This window comes from Martinezella multihospitum (genome assembly GCF_900094585.1).
In the GTDB taxonomy this organism is placed as follows: domain Bacteria; phylum Pseudomonadota; class Alphaproteobacteria; order Rhizobiales; family Rhizobiaceae; genus Rhizobium; species Rhizobium multihospitium.
Map to the genome: position 1 here is coordinate 408,843 of NZ_FMAG01000003.1, position 16,993 is coordinate 425,835.

Annotated in this window: 15 protein-coding genes and 1 riboswitch; of the genes, 7 read left to right on the top strand and 8 right to left on the bottom strand. The window is 60.1% G+C overall.

Going from position 1 to position 16,993, the window contains the following annotated elements; genetic code table 11:
* The first annotated feature begins 53 nt into the window (after nt 1–53).
* Nucleotides 54–737 carry a pyridoxamine 5'-phosphate oxidase family protein gene (locus tag GA0061103_RS13585; protein WP_092711956.1) on the top strand — a complete coding sequence of 228 codons (684 nt, stop codon included), beginning with the start codon at nt 54–56 and terminating at the stop codon, nt 735–737.
* 91 nt (nt 738–828) lie between these two features.
* Nucleotides 829–1,491: a GNAT family N-acetyltransferase gene (locus tag GA0061103_RS13590; RefSeq protein ID WP_092711958.1), complete on the top strand. Its 663-nt coding sequence runs from the start codon at nt 829–831 to the stop codon at nt 1,489–1,491.
* Nucleotides 1,492–1,517: 26 nt separating this feature from the next.
* Here GA0061103_RS13590 and aac(6') read toward each other — a convergent pair whose 3' ends face one another.
* A complete protein-coding gene (aac(6'), locus tag GA0061103_RS13595; RefSeq protein WP_092711960.1) occupies nt 1,518–1,958 on the bottom strand; it encodes an aminoglycoside 6'-N-acetyltransferase in 441 nt (146 codons plus the stop codon).
* Nucleotides 1,959–2,091: 133 nt separating this feature from the next.
* Here aac(6') and olsE point away from each other — a divergent pair, with 133 nt between their 5' ends.
* From olsE to GA0061103_RS13620, 5 genes are all read left to right on the top strand, one after another.
* Complete coding sequence (gene olsE / locus GA0061103_RS13600) at nt 2,092–3,087, top strand: ornithine lipid hydroxylase OlsE (RefSeq protein WP_092711962.1); 996 nt, start codon at nt 2,092–2,094, stop codon at nt 3,085–3,087.
* 221 nt (nt 3,088–3,308) lie between these two features.
* Complete coding sequence (locus GA0061103_RS13605) at nt 3,309–6,632, top strand: thiamine pyrophosphate-dependent enzyme (RefSeq protein WP_092711964.1); 3,324 nt, start codon at nt 3,309–3,311, stop codon at nt 6,630–6,632.
* A 247-nt stretch (nt 6,633–6,879) separates the two neighbouring features.
* Nucleotides 6,880–8,025, top strand: coding sequence for a PspA/IM30 family protein (locus tag GA0061103_RS13610; protein ID WP_092711966.1), 1,146 nt, complete (start codon nt 6,880–6,882; stop codon nt 8,023–8,025).
* A gap of 3 nt (nt 8,026–8,028) precedes the next feature.
* Entirely contained in the window at nt 8,029–8,682 is a 654-nt protein-coding gene (locus GA0061103_RS13615) for an OB-fold-containig protein (protein WP_092711968.1), read from the top strand.
* Complete coding sequence (locus tag GA0061103_RS13620; protein ID WP_092711970.1) at nt 8,679–10,397, top strand: flotillin family protein; 1,719 nt, start codon at nt 8,679–8,681, stop codon at nt 10,395–10,397. Before GA0061103_RS13615 ends, GA0061103_RS13620 begins: the two co-directional genes overlap by 4 nt.
* 80 nt (nt 10,398–10,477) lie before the next feature.
* On the opposite strand, the gene olsC is transcribed toward GA0061103_RS13620, so the two are convergent.
* The 7 genes from olsC to GA0061103_RS13655 form a co-directional block, all read right to left on the bottom strand.
* Nucleotides 10,478–11,323, bottom strand: a complete 846-nt coding sequence (gene olsC, locus GA0061103_RS13625; protein ID WP_092711972.1) for an ornithine lipid ester-linked acyl 2-hydroxylase OlsC — start codon at nt 11,321–11,323, stop codon at nt 10,478–10,480.
* 298 nt (nt 11,324–11,621) lie between these two features.
* A complete protein-coding gene (gene crcB / locus GA0061103_RS13630; protein WP_425349497.1) occupies nt 11,622–12,035 on the bottom strand; it encodes a fluoride efflux transporter CrcB in 414 nt (137 codons plus the stop codon).
* Nucleotides 12,035–13,405: a voltage-gated chloride channel family protein gene (locus GA0061103_RS13635; RefSeq protein ID WP_092711974.1), complete on the bottom strand. Its 1,371-nt coding sequence runs from the start codon at nt 13,403–13,405 to the stop codon at nt 12,035–12,037. The genes crcB and GA0061103_RS13635 overlap by 1 nt, the downstream gene beginning before the upstream one ends.
* Before the next feature lie 115 nt (nt 13,406–13,520).
* A riboswitch (Fluoride riboswitch) is annotated at nt 13,521–13,609 on the bottom strand.
* 63 nt (nt 13,610–13,672) lie between these two features.
* Entirely contained in the window at nt 13,673–14,500 is an 828-nt protein-coding gene (locus tag GA0061103_RS13640; RefSeq protein WP_092711976.1) for a class I SAM-dependent methyltransferase, read from the bottom strand.
* 144 nt (nt 14,501–14,644) lie between these two features.
* Nucleotides 14,645–15,688 carry a Gfo/Idh/MocA family protein gene (locus tag GA0061103_RS13645; protein ID WP_092711978.1) on the bottom strand — a complete coding sequence of 348 codons (1,044 nt, stop codon included), beginning with the start codon at nt 15,686–15,688 and terminating at the stop codon, nt 14,645–14,647.
* Between the two features lie 8 nt (nt 15,689–15,696).
* On the bottom strand, nt 15,697–16,482 hold the full coding sequence (locus tag GA0061103_RS13650) for a ThuA domain-containing protein (RefSeq protein ID WP_069612821.1): 786 nt from the start codon (nt 16,480–16,482) through the stop codon (nt 15,697–15,699).
* 165 nt (nt 16,483–16,647) lie between these two features.
* Complete coding sequence (locus GA0061103_RS13655) at nt 16,648–16,989, bottom strand: SMR family transporter (protein ID WP_092711980.1); 342 nt, start codon at nt 16,987–16,989, stop codon at nt 16,648–16,650.
* Nucleotides 16,990–16,993: the final 4 nt, after the last annotated feature.

The following is a 16,993-nucleotide window of genomic DNA, read 5'->3' on the forward strand; positions in this document are numbered from 1 at the left end:
TTATAGCCTACCTCTTTGCTGGCAGAGATCAACGCTCAATCGACGAGGATGACATGGCCGATCACTATCCGCCCGACAGCAATATCTATCCGGCCACCGAACGCACCCGTGTGCGGCGCAGCCCGAAGCGTGGCAGCCACGCCCATGCCGACGTTCACGCCATTCTGGACGCCGCCCCGCTCTGTCACGTCGGCTACGTTATCAATGGCGCGCCCTATGTGACGCCAACCCTGCATTGGCGCGAGGGTGACTATGTCTATTGGCACGGCTCGTCCGCCAGTCGCTTTCTGCGTGCCGCGGAAGACATGCCTGTCTGCCTGACCTGCAGCATCATGGACGGCTATGTGATGGCCCGTTCCGCCTTCAATCACTCCGTCAATTATCGCTCTGCCATGGTCTTCGGCACGGCTCGCCTGATCGATGATGTCGAGGAGAAGACGGATGCGCTACGCCGTTTCGTCGAAGACCTGTTTCCCGGCCGCTGGGACAGCTTGCGGCCGATGACCAAGCAGGAGGTCAAGGCAACCTCCGTGATGTGGATGAAAATCGACGAGGCTTCGGCCAAGGTCCGCAATGGGCCGCCCGGCGATATCGACGAGGCAAATCATCCGGTCTGGGCCGGCGTCCTGCCGATCGAAAGCCGTCTGGTACCGCCGCAGCCGGCGCCCGGCTTGCCCGACGAGATGGAACTGCCACAATCCCTGGCGGAGCTGATACAATCCGGACGGCTCCGTTAGAGCATTGTTTTTACGCAATTCCAGGCACAAACCGCTTCGCACTTTTGCTGGACTTGCTCTAGGCTGCATTTGATGACCAAAGGACTTTGACATGGATCTCACGAACTGGAAGGGCGTGTCCCGCCCCGAGCGCATTACCCTTGAAGGTCGCTATACAAAGATCGAGCCGCTTGACGTGGCACGCCATGGCCGGGACCTGCTGGCCTCGGCGCAAGCGCCTGGAGCGGACGATCGCTTCCGCTATCTCTTTGAAGACGCACCCGCCGACCAGGCTGCTTTCTCGCCCTGGCTTGAGAAAGCCGCATCCAGCGCCGATCCGCTCTTCTTCGCGACGATCGACAAGCGCACGGGCCGCGCCGAAGGCCGGCAGGCGCTGATGCGCATCGACAGCACACATGGCGTTATCGAGATCGGCAGCATCCTCTGGGGACCAGCGATCGCCCGCAGCCGCGTGACGACCGAAACGCTCTATCTGTTCGCATCCTACGTCTTCGACACGCTCGGCTATCGCCGCTTCGAATGGAAATGCAACAACCTCAACGAACCATCGAAGCGGGCAGCCGAACGCTTTGGCTTCGTTTTCGAAGGGATCTTCCGCCAGCATATGGTTGCGAAGGGCCAGAACCGCGACACCGCCTGGTTTGCCGTGATCGATGCCGACTGGCCGCGGCTGAAGGCTGGCTACGAACGCTGGCTGGCCCCGGAGAATTTCGATGAGACCGGACACCAGAAGACCAAGCTGACCTTCGGATAGGGTGCCCCTTCCATACCGACCCCGGCCTATAGGAGCTTGCGAAAATAAACCACGCGCCTGGTTTCGATAAAGCCGATCGCGGCATGGAAGGCATGGCTCGCAAGATTGTCGATCAGCGCATCCGAGGCAAACTCCGTGCAGCCGGCGGCCCGATCCCAGGTGGCGACCGCCTGGCATAACCCCCGCGCCATCCCTCCGCGCCGATGTTCAGGGCGCACATAGATGCCTTCGAGAAAGAGAACTGGCGACGTCTTGCAGCCATTGACGTAATCGTGCCGCAATGTCGCTTCAGCAAAACCGACGACATGACCGGCAGAATCGATCGCAAGAAACGCAACAGCATTTTCATTGGCGCGAAATTGCGCCAGTTCCGCGCGATGATGTTCGAACGAACCATGGGGCCAAAGCTCCACGCGCAAGCGCGCCCAGCCCTCCAAATATTCGTCTGCTGCCTGCTCTATCCGCATGTTTCGATCTCCTATCCAACTGCCGATCGCCGGCGAACGGAAAAATTTCGCTTTCGACTCCACAATCATCGCGCTACATATCCCACATACTCACGCGTAAATTTTTCGCTGATCAGAATCTGAGGATGATGGAATGATATTTCAAAGCAGTTCGCGTCTTTACGCTGCTGTTTCCTCCCTGCTGTGGCCCGCCATCTTCTGTGCCGGATTGACCGGTGCATATTTTGCCTTCGAGTCGAATATGCATCTGCTCTGGTTCAACGTCGTCTATCTGTCGACGGTGGCGATGATTGCCCTTTTCGAGCGGTTGATGCCCTACGAAAAGACCTGGCAGAAGCGTGATGGCGAAACGTTCAACGATATTGCCCACACACTGCTGAACAAGGGCGGCGTGCAGATTGCCGCCGCGATCGGCACCTCCTTCCCGATGGCCGTCGCGACCGTCGCGCAGCCGGCGCTGAGCTACCATTCGCATTTCTGGCCGGATCAATGGCCTATGGCGCTCCAAGTGGTACTCGGCCTCGTCATCGCCGAGTTCGGCCTCTATATGGCCCATCGTCTCGCGCACGAGCATCTGTCGCTTTGGCGCTTCCACGCGCTGCATCACAGCGTCGAACGGCTATGGGTCATAAACACAGGCCGCTTCCACGTCATCGATACGCTGTTCAAGATCGCGCTCGGCCAGATCCCGCTCTATCTGCTCGGCGCGCCGTTGCCGGTCTTCCTCTGGATCGGTGCGGTCACGGCTTTCATCGGCCTGCTCACGCATTGTAACGTCGACATACGCACCGGCCCGCTCGACCTCATTTTTTCGACGCCGCGCCTCCATCGCTGGCATCATTCCAAGATTCTTGCCGAGGGAAATACGAATTATGGGGAAAACCTCGTGATCTGGGATCAGCTTCTCGGCACTTTCTACAACCCGCCGCGTCCATCCTCGACCGATATCGGCATCACGGGCAAGGTGGCCAAGGGTTTCCTCGCCCAGCTCGCCCAACCCTTCTCCCGGAAAGGCCGCAAGGAGATTATCGGCAAGAAGCCCAAGGAACTGATTCTCAAAGAGGAACAAGCCGCAAAGGCCGCCGCCGAAAGGCAACGCGCCGCTGCCTCTATGCGAAAATCGGGCTGAGGAAATGCGCGAAAGGCGCACCCGTTTCGCGTTTGAGCGGGTGCATTGTCGCGTATGCCTTGTGGACAGAAACATCGTGAAAAATTGCAGCCCCGCAATATGCGTATTTCGGTTTCAAACCGAGAAGATCTTGTCATTTAACGTGTATTGAAAAAGGCAGGCTGGGGGTTTACCTAACTCCCAGCATTTAATTCAGACGAAAGATCAGGAAAATCATTGAGATGGAAGGGAGATTTGCAACAGAATACCTTAAGCAACTTCACAGAATATTTTTCATTTCCAGAGAAATAGATCGCCTTGAGCGAGAATTCATCAAGCAGGGCATAGCACATTTCCATGTTTCCGGCGCCGGTCATGAGTCCACGGCGCTTCTCAACGAATTCCTTCAGGACGACGACTGGCTGCATCTGCATTATCGCGACAAGGCCCTGATGCTGGCGCGCGGCATGCCCATTCGTGAGTTCTTTTCCAGCCTGCTTGCAACAGCCAATTCTCATTCCGCCGGCCGGCAGATGAGCGCGCATCTGTCCTCCCGCGCTCTCAACATCACATCGATCGTCGGCCCCGTCGGCAACAATGCCCTGCACGCCGTCGGCGTCGCGGCATCGTTGAAGCACAAGCCCGGCATGCCGATCGCCATCTGTTGCGTCGGCGATGGCACCACGCAGCAGGGCGAATTCCTCGAAGCGGTCGCCGAAGCTGTACGCAGCCAGTATCCCGTCGTCTTCGTCATTGAGGACAACAGCTTCTCCATCTCGACGCGCACAAGCAAGCAGACCTTCTTCGATCTGCCCGCCGGCCCGGCCTCCTCTTTCTACGGCATCGATATCATCCGCACGGATGGCGACGATCTCACCGCATCGCGCGACGCCTTCCGCAAGGCCGTCCGTCACAGCCGCAACAACCGCACGCCGAGCATCGTGCTTTTGAATGTCGAGCGCCTTTCCGACCACACCAACGCCGACGATCAGAAGACCTATCGCACCCTGCTCGAAATCGAGGCAGGCTCCTCGCGCGATCCGCTGCCAAATCTGCGGGCGATGCTGCAGAAGGCCGGTGTCGATGCCGACGCCCTGCAAAAGATCGAACGGGAACTGGTTGCGGAAGTGCAGGCCGAAGCCGGCCTTGCGCGCAAGGAGGACGCCCCCAAGGTCGAGCCGGATGCAAAGGCTCCCTATCCGGCGTCATTCGACGGCAAGACGGAATATCGCGGCAACGACGCGGCATCGACGCTGACGATGCGCGAGGCTCTTAATGTGGTTCTCGACAAGCAGCTTGCCGCCAATCCGGAAGTCGTTCTGTTCGGTCAAGATATCGAAGATCCGAAAGGCGATGTTTTCGGCGTCACCCGCGGCCTCAGCACGAAATATCCCGACCGCGTTCACAACGCCGCTCTCACCGAGTCGACGATCGTCGGCACCGCCGTCGGCCGCGCGCTGGCGGGACAGCGTCCCGTCGCTTTCCTGCAATTCGCCGATTTCCTGCCGCTCGCCTATAATCAGATCGTCTCGGAAATGGGCAGCATGTTCTGGCGCAGCAACGGCGCCTGGGAAGCACCTGTTATCCTCATGGTGAGCTGCGGCGGCTACAAGCCCGGCCTCGGCCCGTTCCATGCCCAGAGTTTCGAGGGGATGCTGGCGCACACGCCGGGCATCGACGTCGTCATGCCCTCCAGCGCTGGCGACGCTGCCGGCCTGCTGAATGCCGCCTTCGAATCCCGGCGTCCGACCGTCTTCCTTTATCCGAAGGCCGTGCTCAACAATTCCGACGGCCGTACCTCCGAGGATTTGGACAAGCATTTCGTCCATCCCGGCCTGTCGCGCCATGTCGCCCGCGGCCGCGACATCACGCTCGTCAGCTACGGCAACACCGTTTCGCTCTGCGCCAATGCCGCAAGCGCCTTCGAGGCCCAGGGCTTCTCCGTCGAGGTGATCGATCTCCGTTCGATCTCGCCATGGGATGAGAAGGAAGTTTTGGCGAGTGCACGGCGCACGCGCCGCCTGATCGTCGTCCATGAAGATAACCGCACCGTCGGCATGGGTGCGGAAATCATCGCCACCGTCACCGAGAAGACTGATGTACCCGTTGTGGTGCGCAGGCTCGCCCGCTCGGACGCTCACATTCCCTTCAATTTCCGCAATCAGCTAGAGACCCTGCCCTCCTATCGCAAGCTGGTCGACCTGATGGCCGAAGTCCTCGAATGCGAGGTGACCTGGCACGAAGAGGATGACAGCGGCCCGACGGCAGCGATCAAGGCGATCGGCTCCGGCCCTGCCGACGAAAACGTGCTGGTGACCGACATGCTCGTCAAGCCCGGCGACACGATCGAAGTCGGCCAGCTCGTTGCCGTCGTCGAAGCGACGAAGGCCTCCGTCGAAATCTGCGCCAATATCGGCGGTGTCGTGCAGGAGGTCTTCGCCAAGATCGGCGATCAGATCGCCACGGACAGTCCGCTTCTGACCGTCGATGCCAATCGCGATCTGAGCGAGCAGAACTTCGCGCTCGCCTCCGAAATCCAGAACAAGTTCGTGCTGCGGCGGCTGAAATCGCATGTGATCCCGACGCTGCGCCGTCATACCGGCAGCTTCTCCGAGATTGCCATCAACGGCATCGGCTTCGCCACCGGCGCCCGCCGCGTCACCAACGAAGAGATCATCCACAATTGGCCGAACCGCCGTGCCGACGAGATCCTGGCGTTGACGGGCATCAAGAGCCGCTTCTGGGTCGGCCCTGATGAAGGCACGCTGAGCCTCGCGACGAAGGCTGCCCGCGATCTCCTCAAGCAGAACCAGATGTCGATCCACGATGTCGATCTGGTGATTGCCGCCACCGGCACGCCCGATATCGCCACGCCGTCGCTCGCAAGCCGCGTCGCGGTTGCCGTCGCCGAAGATGGCGTGCGGCCGTCACTAGCCGCATATGACATGGGTGCGGCCTGCTCCGGCTATCTCTACGCCCTGCAGCAAGCCTATGATTTCATTGCGCAGCAGAACGACGCCAAGGTACTCATCATCACCTCGGAAGTCCTGTCGCCGCTGCTCGACATGAATGATTTCTCGACCGCGATACTCTTCGGCGATGCCGCAACGGCCAGCCTCGTCACCAGTCGCGACATGGCGCGCAACCCGCTCTTTACGGCAAGCCGTCCGATCGTCAGCGGCCGGCCGGAGCCGGGCGACCTGCTCTACGTGCCGCTGCCGGATGATGGCGTGATCGCGATGAACGGCCGCTCGGTCTTCACCGAAGCCGTGCATTCTATGACCCGATCGATCGAGAATGCCTGCGTCGATGCCGGCATCGAGCTTGCCAATCTCGATCTGCTCGTGCCGCACCAGGCAAATCAGCGCATCATCGACACGATTGCCAAGCGCAGCGGCCGCCCGGCCCTCAGCGTCATCGAGACCTATGGCAACACCAGCTCGTCGAGCATTCCGCTCGCCATGCTGCATGTCGCCAATGAGCGTTCCGAACCGCTCAACCTCGGTCTCGTGGCCTTCGGCGGTGGCATGACGGCAGGTGCTGCAATCGTGCGGACCGTGAAGTAATCACGGTTCCTCCCCTAACGCTCCACTCAAAATTCTATGCAGCGCGGCCGATTGGCCGCGCTTTGCATATGGTTTTTTCGCGCCCAGTCACTACATATACGCGAGCTCGCAAAATGCTTGATCGCCCATAGGCAGAGAGAAGCATCAAATTTCTGCAACCTATGCGGCCCATCATTCATTACAATTCATTCGAATTTGACGCCACGCTCCCTTGAAAAGCACCGTAGCGGTGCTTTACTTGAAGGCCATGGCAAAGACGCACGCACAAACGCACCGCTCTCGTCTGCGATATGACCTCGCTCCCGATGACGAAGCGCGGCAGGCTCTGGACGAGACCTTTGCCGCATACGGGCAGATGATGAAACTCTTGGGCGAAATCGTTCCGGACAAAGCCGGGGCAAATCTCGTCACGCTCCATGATCTTGCCTATGAGACCATCCGCGAACGCACCGCTTTGCCCGCGCGCCTCGTGACGCTCGGCTTGCGTGATTTTGCGGCCAATCGAGGCGGACTTGCCGATTGGAACCGGCTGCCGCTCGACGAAAAGCTCTTTGCCATCAAGGGTCCGTCAGACCTGACAATCTCGACGGTGCGCGGCCGTGTTGCCGTGCCCTTCGACGTGGCCGGCTATTTCAAAGGCTGGGACAGCAATATCCCCGCCTATCTGATCGCCGATGGCGGCCACTACGCGATTCACATCGGGGTAACGCCAAACGCTCCCCGAACGGAGGATAACATGACGATGCATGAAGGCATTCTTTCCCGAATGGGACGACTGATCGCAGGCCTCGCCAATGCCGCAGTCGACACCGTAGAAGGCGCCAACAAGGTCGCCGTCATCGAGCAGGCGCTACGCGAGATCGATGCCGCCGCCGATGAAGCGCGCGCCGATCTCGGCAAGGCGCGCGCCGAGGAATACCGCATCCAGAGCCGCCGTAGCGAGATCGTCGCCGATCTCGACGCGCTCGACGCCAAGATCCGGCTTGCGATCTCTGCTGACCGCGAAGATCTCGCCAAGGCCGGCGTCGCGCGCCAGATCGATCTCGAAGCTCAGACTGCGGCGCTCGACAAGGCGCTTGCGGATGCGAACGCACAGATCGACGAGGGCCAGAAGGCGCTTCAGGCTGTTCTTGCTACGCGCCGCGAGGCGGAAGCACGGCTTGTCGATTTCAAGCGCAGCATCGCCCGCCACGCTCCCGAGGAAGCAACGGGCGGAAATCCAAAACCAACACCGGCCGCCGGTGCAGCCCGCGCGGCAGCCGCCGTTTCCCGTCTGACCGGCGTCCCATCGGGCGAACCCGCAACCAGCGCCGAGCTCGATGAGCTGGACCGCCTGCACCGGGAGCAGGCCATCGAAGCACGCCTTGCCCGCTTCAAGGCCAACGGCCAGTAACCGATGCACCTGTTTCTCGCACCCGAATGTGCGCCCTTTGCCATCGCGGCAATGATCCTGATTGGACTGACGGCAATCGAAATCCTTTCGATGCTGCTCGGCTTTTCGCTGAGCGAACTCATCGGCAAGCCGCATTTCGAAGGTCATGACGGAGTGCTCGCCGGCCTGTTGTCCTGGATCAATATCGGCGGCGTACCGCTGCCGATCCTGATCATGCTGGCTCTCGGCATCTTCGCCGTGACGGGTTTTGCCATCCAGAGCGTGGCCGACATGACCTGGGCGCCGCTGCCGGCGATCGTTGCCTCAGTGCCGGCCCTCGCCATCACGATCCCTCTCGTCCGGGGCTCGACGCGAACGATCGCCAGGATCGTGCCGCGCGACGAGACCTACGCCGTCGAGGCCGATGACTTTGTCGGCCGCACCGGCACGGTTTCCATCGGTCCTCTGGATCAAGGCTTGCCCGGCCGCGTCAGCGTCAAAGATGCGCATGGCAACTGGCATCAGCTGCGTGCCAGCGCCGCCAAGGGTGAAAGCCCCTTGCCGATCGGCGCCCAAGTTCTGCTTGTCGACCGCAAGGCCGACATCTTCATCGCAGTTTCCGCCCCCTCGGATCTGGTGAGGTCCGATGACAAATCCTCTACGGAGCAACCTTCATGAACGGCCTTTACGACCTTATTCTTCCCGCAGGCATAGGTCTCGTCCTGATCCTCGGGATCGGCTTCGTCCTTGCCTCGCTCTATGTCCGCTCGAGCCGCGATGAGGCCTATGTGCGCACCGGTCTCGGCGGCCAGAAAGTCGTGCTCGACGGCGGTTCCGTCGTGCTGCCGATCTTCCACTCGATCGCCCGCGTCAACCTCAAGACGTTGCGCCTGGAAGTTCAGCGCGGCGAGAATGATGCGCTGATCACCAAGGACCGTATGCGCGTCGATATCGGTGCCGAGTTCTATGTCCGCGTCAAGCCGGACAGTTCCTCGATCGCGCTTGCCGCCCAAACGCTCGGCAACCGCACCAACGACAGCGAGCAGCTGCGCCAACTGATCGAGGCAAAGTTCGTGGACAGCTTGCGCTCGGTTGCAGCCACGATGAGCCTCGATGCCCTGCAGGAGCAGCGCATGGATTTCGTCAAGGCGGTGCAGGATGCGGTCGGTTCCGACCTGCAGTCGAACGGTCTCGAACTGGAATCCGTGTCGCTGACGCGCCTCGACCAGACCGATATCAAGCACTTCAACGCCAACAACTTCTTCGATGCGCATGGTCTTGCCGCGCTGACCCGCGTCACCGAGGCGCGCAAGAAGGAGCGCAACGAAGTCGTTCGTGACACCGAAGTCGCGATCGCTCAAAAGGACCTCGAAGCTCGCCAGCAGTCCCTCACCATCGAGCGGACGAAGCGCGAGGCGGAATTGAACCAGCAGCGCGATATCGCCAACAAGTCTGCCGCGACCCGCGCCGAGACCGCACAGCAGGAACAGGCCGCCAAGCGTGCCGAGGAAGAGGCGCGTATCGCTTCGGAGCAGGCAATCGCCGAACGTGAAGCAGCCGCAAAGCAGGCACGAGAAACCGCCAACATCGATTCGACCCGTGCCGTGCAACAGCGTGAAACGGAAGCTCGCCGAGACAACCAGATCGTCGCGCAGGAAAGCGCCATCGCGGTGGCCAACAAGAGCCGCGAGGAGTCTGAAGCCAAGGCAAAGGCAGAGGCCGCCCGCGCCCTTGCTATCGCGGCCGAGGAAAAAGTCGGCACCGCCAAGGCGGTCGAGATCGCCGAACGTGAAAAGCAAATTGCGGTGATCGACGCGCAGAAGCGTGCCCAAACCCAGGCAACGGCCGTCACCATCGCGGCAGAAGCTGAAAAGCAGGCCGCGACCGACCAGGCCGACGCCATCAAGACGCTGGCAACGGCAGAAGCCGACGCTGCGATCATCAAGGCCAAAGGTATTCTTGAAACCGGTAAGGCAACGGCCGAAAGCGAAGCGCTGCTCAACGAAGCGCGCAACAAGCTCAGCCCCGCGATCATCGAATTCGAGATCACCCGCGAACGCATCCGCATCGTGCCCGCCGCCCTTGCCGAAGCGGTCAAGCCGATCGAGAAGATCTCCGATATCCGCATCTTCGACACCGGCGGCATGCTCGGCCGTAACGGAAATGGCACGGCAGGCGGCAGTGGCGTCGGCCTTGGCGAAGGTCTTGCCGGCCAGCTACTCTCCTACCAGGCCAACAAGCCGATCCTCGACCGCCTGCTGAAGGAAGCCGGCTTCGACGGCGACAATGCCATCTCCGCACTGCTTGGCAATCTGGATAGCAAGACCAATGCCGCACAGCCTGCGGAAGAAGAATACTACGACGATACGGAAGAGACGGATAAGCCTGCCTGAGGGCTAGCCTGACCGCTAAAAAGAAAACCCCGGAATTCTCACGAATTCCGGGGTTTTGTTCAATTTACCGGCTGATGGGATCAGGCCTTCGGGCGATTTCTGAACGCCTCGGCTTCCGCGTAGAACTTCTTTTCCCATTCCTTGTGGTTGTCGAGGCCTTCCTTGATGAAGGGCGTGAAGATCGCCAGGTTCATCAAGGCCCAGTTGACGAAACGGGCCGGGAATTTCAGCGGCTTGACGAAATCGACGAAGAGCACGACGCGGGTCTTGTCGGAATGGTTCCAGGCTTCATGCTCATAGGCATCGTCGAAGATCAGCGCCTTGCCTTCCTGCCAATGGCAAACCTGCTGGTCGACGCGGATGGCGAGCTTCTCGTTCGGCTCGGGAACGATAAGGCCGAGATGCAGACGCAGCACGCCGTTATAGGGGCCGCGGTGGGCGGGGAGATGTTTGCCCGGTTCGAAGATCGAGAACATCGCCGTCGTCAGGCCGGGGATCTTCTGCACAGCCTTCCAGGTATTCGGGCACGCTTTGATGTTCTGCTCCGACTTCACACCGAAGCCGAGAAGGAAGAAGGTCTTCCAGCGCGTGTCGGTCGAAATGGTCTTCACGTCGGTGGAGATGTCCTGGAAGGTCGGCAGCTCGCTCTGGCGCAGCAGCACCTTTTCAAGCTCGGCGCGGATCGCCGGATAATCCTTCTCGATCTCCGCGGCCCAAGGGAAAGTCTTGGTGTCATAGACTGGCGGATTGCCGAGCTTGGCGTATTTCAGATTGAGGCCTTCCGCCCAGGCGACGATGCCCATGAAGAAGCGCGTCATGGCGCTCGGGCGATCCATCGGCGCGATGCCAGCCGTGCCGAAAGTCTGTTCCGGACTAGGAGATTGGTTGGAAGTGGGAGCAGGTGCGCTCAAGGGACTCTCCGTCATGTCTATCTTTAAGGGCCGTTCAGGGGGAAGTCTTTTGCTTGGGAAGCTGCATGCAAATCCCGAAGTGGCAACAGGCTGAAAACTTGGGATATTCGCCCGGCACTTCCTGATTGACGCCCGACTCCTCTGTTATACGGTGATCGTAATAGGCGATTATATGAGTTGATTAGTCGAATTTCGCAAGAGAGTCCGTTCGCAACGAGCGGTGGTTTGTCGTGGACAGAAACTCCGACGATTCTCGAGAGGCATTCACCTCAGAATCGGCAAAAATGCGGCGAAATTTGCCGACCCTTTATCACTATGCCGTTTGAGCCTGAATTATTAGCCGGACAATTGCAAGTCCTGCTATCAAAGCCCCTATCGACAGGAAAACGGATAGGGCGACATAGGCAATAGCCGGCATCCATTGGCCGCGCTCCCAGAGCGCGACGCTTTCCAGCGCAAAGGTCGAGAATGTCGTGAACCCGCCGAGAAGGCCGGTCGTCAGAAACAATCGCATCTCCTGCGACATACCGCCGCGAAAGGCGAAATACTCCGTCAGCAACCCCATGATGAACGCCCCAAGCACATTGATGATGAGTGTGCCGAACGGAAACTCGATCCCGAGCAGGCGGGCGGCGAGCTCGTTGATACCGAGACGGAATGCGCCGCCCAATCCGGCACCGAGAAACACGACAAGATAGAGCACGACAACCTCCAGCCGTCCTTGCATCAAACCTTTTCGATCTTATGGATATTTCCCCGCCGCGTCTCCACGCCGCGCTCGCGAATATGGCGAAGTGGCGTATCGGCAGGGATCTGCCCTGAAGCCGCGCTCTTGGCGATGCCCAGCCGCTGCGACAGATAGATGCTCGTATGGCCGCTGCAGATATAGGCAAGGAAGCAGGCGACAGCGAGGTAGACGGTATGTGTCGCGCCGAAAAGCTCGATACCCATGATCATGCAGGCAAGCGGCGTGTTGGTTGCGCCCGCAAAGACGGCGACGAAGCCCAACGCAGCAAAGAGGTCGACCGGCGCTCCGAGAACAGCAGCAAGCGCATTGCCGAGTGCAGCTCCGATGAAGAACAGAGGCGTCACTTCACCGCCCTTGAAGCCGGAGCTGAGCGTCACGATCGTGAAGAGTGCTTTCCAGAACCAGCTCCAGTAATCGACACGAGCTGGATCGAAGAAGCCGAGGATCGTCGCATCGCCTGGGTTGGGAGACCAGACGCCAAGCCCGAGATATTGCCGGGTGCCGAGCAGGTAGACGAGGCCGATCAGGATCGCACTGGCGATGACAGGCCTGAGCGGCGCATAGGCGCAGAAGCGCTTGAAGACCGCGGATGCCTTGTGCGAGACCTCGCTGAAGCAACGCGCGGCCAAGCCGAAGATCACGCCGGCAATGCCGACCTTGATGAGCAGCAAGGCGTCGAGATGGAACGTGCTGGCCGCAGTGCCTGAGAGATAGCCGATGTGATACTGGATATGCTCGATGCCCCAGGCATGGCACGTCCAGTCGGCGGCAATCGCTGCCGCGAGGCTCGGGATCAGCGCCTCATATTGCATCCGCCCGATCGTCAGCACTTCAAGCGCGAAGACCGCCCCGGCGATCGGCGTGCCGAACACTGCACCGAAGCCTGCGGCGATGCCCGCCATGAGGAGAATGCGGATCTCGGCATGGCTGAGCCGGAAAATCCTGGCAAAGGCGCTGGCAATGCTGCCGCCAAGCTGCACCGCTGTCCCCTCGCGCCCCGCCGAACCACCGACGAGATGCGTCAGAACCGTCGAGACCAGGATAAAGGGAGCCATGCGCAGCGGCACGCCGCCGCCGGGCTCATGGATCTGGTCGACGATCAGATTGTTGCCGCCTTCCGAGCCGCGGCCAAAGCGCTGATAGACCAGCACCATGAGGAAACCGGCAACGGGCATCAGGAAGATCAACCAGGGATGATCGAAGCGCGCGGCCGTCGCCCTGTCGAGGCTCCAAAGGAACAGCGCGCACAGCGAGCCGACAACCATTGCCATCGGCACCACCAGGAGAATCCATTTGGACAGGCTGCGAAATTGTTGAAAGCGATGATGAAAATATGCGGATGCGAACATCAGTTTGCCCCTCCCGCAACGCTGACAAACGCTCCTGCGGGGACAGTGGATAGGAAATGCGAGTGGAATAACGGCAAGAAAAAAGACACGACTCTACTCCTTCGCCCTTCAGGCGTGTTGAGTAGGAGTCATCAGCTTCCCTGGGAAACTCAGAGCAGCGGTTCGGCCACAATAGCCCGGCAGAAATCCATTACCGTTGGATTTTCAATATAGAAACAGCCACCCCACTGTCAATGCGCCACCACAGGACACACCGGGTGCTTTCTGTCACACCGCCCGCGCAATCATCTCGATCGGCGCAAGCAGGCCAGCTTCGACCGACATGTTGACGTTGGCGCTTCGCTCCCCTGCCCGCGGTCCCATCAGCGTACGGAACCCTTGATCTCGCGGTTCGCCCGCGGCTGCCTTTGCGCGCGCCTCATGCGCCAGCCGGATCGCGAGAGCGCTGCGATCCTGCTCCAGCTCCACCGCAAAGCCGGCTTCCTCCAGCAGCTGACGATAGATGTCCGGGCTACGGACGAAGCTGGTTTCCAGCTCCATCGCCCAGGGCATGGGAAAGGGAAGCGTGCCGTCACGCATCTGCATGATTTCATAGAGGCCGAAACGGCCGCCCGGCTTGAGAATGCGCCGGACCTCGGAAAACAGTCTCGCCTTGTCCTCGATGTTCATGCCGACATGAATGAGCGTCGCGCGATCGAAGCCGCCGCTCTCGAAGGGCAGTGCTAAAGCACTCCCCTGTCGGAAGGAGACCTGCTCCGCCAGCCCACAGCGAACCGTCAGCGAATTGGCGACCTGAACGAATTCCTCGGTGAGATCGATGCCCGATACGATGCATCCGTAGGAGTCGGCAAAATGGCGGGCAGGCCCACCGAGCCCGGAGCCGATATCGGCAAGACGCAGGCCGGCGGAAAGATCGAGATCCCTCGCGAAATCCACCGTGGCTGCATGCCGCCCCAGGTGAAATTCATCCACGCCTGCCAGGTCGCGGATACGCAGGTTGTCGATATCCGTGCCATCAGCAACAAGGTTTTGCAGGATCGCCGTTTCCAGCGATCCATGCGTGTAGTGGCTGGCAACTTTTTCCTCGGTAGACATGCGTACACTCCCAAGGCTTTGCCTGAAGATGATCTCCTGCATAACTCCTTAAATCGAAATCGATTTGAGGATTAAATTATGCAGGAGATTTAAAATGCTGCAGCGACCTTTGCGCGTCACATGTGACGCGTGGCGCTGCAGCCATCAGACCTTCAGTTCGCGCCGTTCAACTTCAGTCACCATGGCAAGATCCAGCACGCGCTGCAAGTTGGCAGCGTGTCTGAAGCTCGGGTCCTGGCTGCTGCCGGTCATGACAGCCTCGGCAAAGCGCTGATAGTTGGTCGGGACCGGCGGTACTTCCAGCACCCTCCACGTCGCCGTTTCCGTGTCATCGCCAAGGCAACCCCGCAGTTCCGAGCCGTTCGGGCTGTGGGAGACTTCCAGGCCGCCGCGCTCGCCATAGATGCGAAGCTTCAGCTCGTTGAGATGCCCAGTCGCCCAGCGGCTCGCATGCACGACGCCAAGCGCGCCGTTGGCGAAGTCGACCGACATCGAGAAACTGTCATTCGCATCGAGCGTATATTCGCCGATGCGCTCGCCCGGCGCCTTGGCGAAAGTCTTCAAGCGGGCGAAGACGTGATCGATATCGGTCGCTGCGCCATAAGCGGCGAAGTCGAGGATATGGATGCCGATATCGCCGAGAACGCCGTTCGAGCCGTGCCCGGTCGACAGACGCCAAAGCCACTTGGACTCGCTGCGCCAATCGCCCCAGGCCTTGGAGACGAGCCAGCTCTGCAGGTAGGACGCCTCCACATGCTTGACCGTGCCAATCTCGCCCGAAATCACCATCTCGCGCGCCTTCTGCAGCTGCGCGACATTGCGATAGGTCAGGTTGACCATGTTGACGACCCCTGCCCTTTCGGCAGCTTCCGTCATCTCCAGTGCCTTTTCATAGTTCTCCGCGAGAGGCTTCTCGCAGAGAACATGCTTGCCGGCGGCAAGCAGCGGTAGGGTCGTTGGATGGTGTGCCTTGTCCGGCGTGACGTTAGTCGCCGCATCGAACTCACCCCAGGCCAATGCCTCGTCGAGCGACGAGAAACGCTTCTTGATATCGAACGTATCGCAGAAGGCGGTGAGCCTCGTCGCATCCGTATCGACGGCGCCGACGATTTCGACGCCAGGAATGCGGGCGAAATGCTCCACATGGTTCTTCGCCATGCCGCCCGTGCCAACTACTATGAGACGCATCTGATACCTCAGCGATAACCGGCTTCGCCGGCTTGGTGCAGTTTCGGGCCGCGTTCGACGATCGGCTCCAGTGCCTTTTCGACCGGCACATTCGGTGCATCATGGATGCTGGCCTGGGTGCCGAGCGGGTTATAGGCCCACTTCACGGAATTGATCAGAACCTTCTGAACCGTACCGTTGTGATAGGTCGGATAGGTCTCGTGACCGGGGCGGAAATAGAAGATATTGCCGGCACCGCGGCGCCAGGTCATGCCCGAGCGGAAGACCTCGCCGCCCTGGAACCAGGAGATGAATACGGTTTCCAGCGGTTCCGGAACGGAGAACTGCTCGCCGTACATTTCCTCATTCTCGAGCTCGAAATGCTCGCCGAGACCGGCTGCGATCGGGTGACGGGGATTGATGACCCAGAGACGCTCACGCTCGCCGGCTTCGCGCCACTTCAGCGCGCAGGGCGTGCCCATCAGTCGCTTGAACACCTTGGAGAAATGGCCGGAATGCAGGACGATGAGGCCCATGCCTTCCCACACGCGCTTGGCGACACGCTCGACGATCTCGTCCTTGACGGCGCCGTGATCCTTGTGACCCCACCACAGAAGCACGTCGGTATCTTTCAGACGGGCTTCGCTGAGGCCGTGCTCCGGCTCCTGCAACGTTGCAGTGGTTGCCTCGATGCCTGCATCGGCATTCAGCGCCTTGGCGATGGTGTTGTGCATGCCCTCCGGATAGATCTCGGCGACGACCTTGTTTGTCTGCTCATGAATGTTCTCGCCCCAAACGACGGCACGAATAGTCATTACGGCACTCCTCTGATACCATTGGGATTGAATAGGTTATGCGATCCAAAGCGCTTTGGAAAAGCGCCGTATTTCAAGCCTCCATCAAGCCTATCCAGCGCAAGACATAATGCGTTCAAAGCGATTTGACAAAGCCAAAAACAACCATGAACAACACCTCTGTTTTCAGTGCGACACGGACTTTGAAAAGAGGTTGACGACGAGCACGCCGGCAATAATCAGCCCAAGGCCGATGATGGCGGCGAGATCGAGTTTCTGGCGGAAAAGCACCACGCCCACCATCGAAATCAGCACGATGCCGAGCGCGCTCCAGATGGCATAGGCGATGCCTACCGGAATGACCCGCAACGTTACCGAAAGGCAATAGAACGCCGCCGCATAGCAGACCACCAGAACGACCGTCGGGCCGAGGCGGGTGAACTGCTGTGACATCTGCAATGCCGTCGTGCCGATCACTTCGAGCACGATCGCGACCAGCAGCATTGCATAGACCGATGCGTTCGCCATTCCA

What these genes read in the sequence shown, in the direction of transcription:
- GA0061103_RS13585 (WP_092711956.1), top strand. Translation starts at nt 54, where the DNA reads ATGGCCGATCACTATCCGCCCGACAGCAATATCTATCCGGCCACCGAA.
- GA0061103_RS13590 (WP_092711958.1), top strand. Translation starts at nt 829, where the DNA reads ATGGATCTCACGAACTGGAAGGGCGTGTCCCGCCCCGAGCGCATTACC.
- olsE (WP_092711962.1), top strand. Translation starts at nt 2,092, where the DNA reads ATGATATTTCAAAGCAGTTCGCGTCTTTACGCTGCTGTTTCCTCCCTG.
- GA0061103_RS13605 (WP_092711964.1), top strand. Translation starts at nt 3,309, where the DNA reads ATGGAAGGGAGATTTGCAACAGAATACCTTAAGCAACTTCACAGAATA.
- GA0061103_RS13610 (WP_092711966.1), top strand. Translation starts at nt 6,880, where the DNA reads ATGGCAAAGACGCACGCACAAACGCACCGCTCTCGTCTGCGATATGAC.
- GA0061103_RS13615 (WP_092711968.1), top strand. Translation starts at nt 8,029, where the DNA reads ATGCACCTGTTTCTCGCACCCGAATGTGCGCCCTTTGCCATCGCGGCA.
- GA0061103_RS13620 (WP_092711970.1), top strand. Translation starts at nt 8,679, where the DNA reads ATGAACGGCCTTTACGACCTTATTCTTCCCGCAGGCATAGGTCTCGTC.
- olsC (WP_092711972.1), bottom strand. Translation starts at nt 11,323, where the DNA reads ATGACGGAGAGTCCCTTGAGCGCACCTGCTCCCACTTCCAACCAATCT.
- crcB (WP_425349497.1), bottom strand. Translation starts at nt 12,035, where the DNA reads ATGCAAGGACGGCTGGAGGTTGTCGTGCTCTATCTTGTCGTGTTTCTC.
- GA0061103_RS13635 (WP_092711974.1), bottom strand. Translation starts at nt 13,405, where the DNA reads ATGTTCGCATCCGCATATTTTCATCATCGCTTTCAACAATTTCGCAGC.
- GA0061103_RS13640 (WP_092711976.1), bottom strand. Translation starts at nt 14,500, where the DNA reads ATGTCTACCGAGGAAAAAGTTGCCAGCCACTACACGCATGGATCGCTG.
- GA0061103_RS13645 (WP_092711978.1), bottom strand. Translation starts at nt 15,688, where the DNA reads ATGCGTCTCATAGTAGTTGGCACGGGCGGCATGGCGAAGAACCATGTG.
- GA0061103_RS13650 (WP_069612821.1), bottom strand. Translation starts at nt 16,482, where the DNA reads ATGACTATTCGTGCCGTCGTTTGGGGCGAGAACATTCATGAGCAGACA.
- GA0061103_RS13655 (WP_092711980.1), bottom strand. Translation starts at nt 16,989, where the DNA reads ATGGCGAACGCATCGGTCTATGCAATGCTGCTGGTCGCGATCGTGCTC.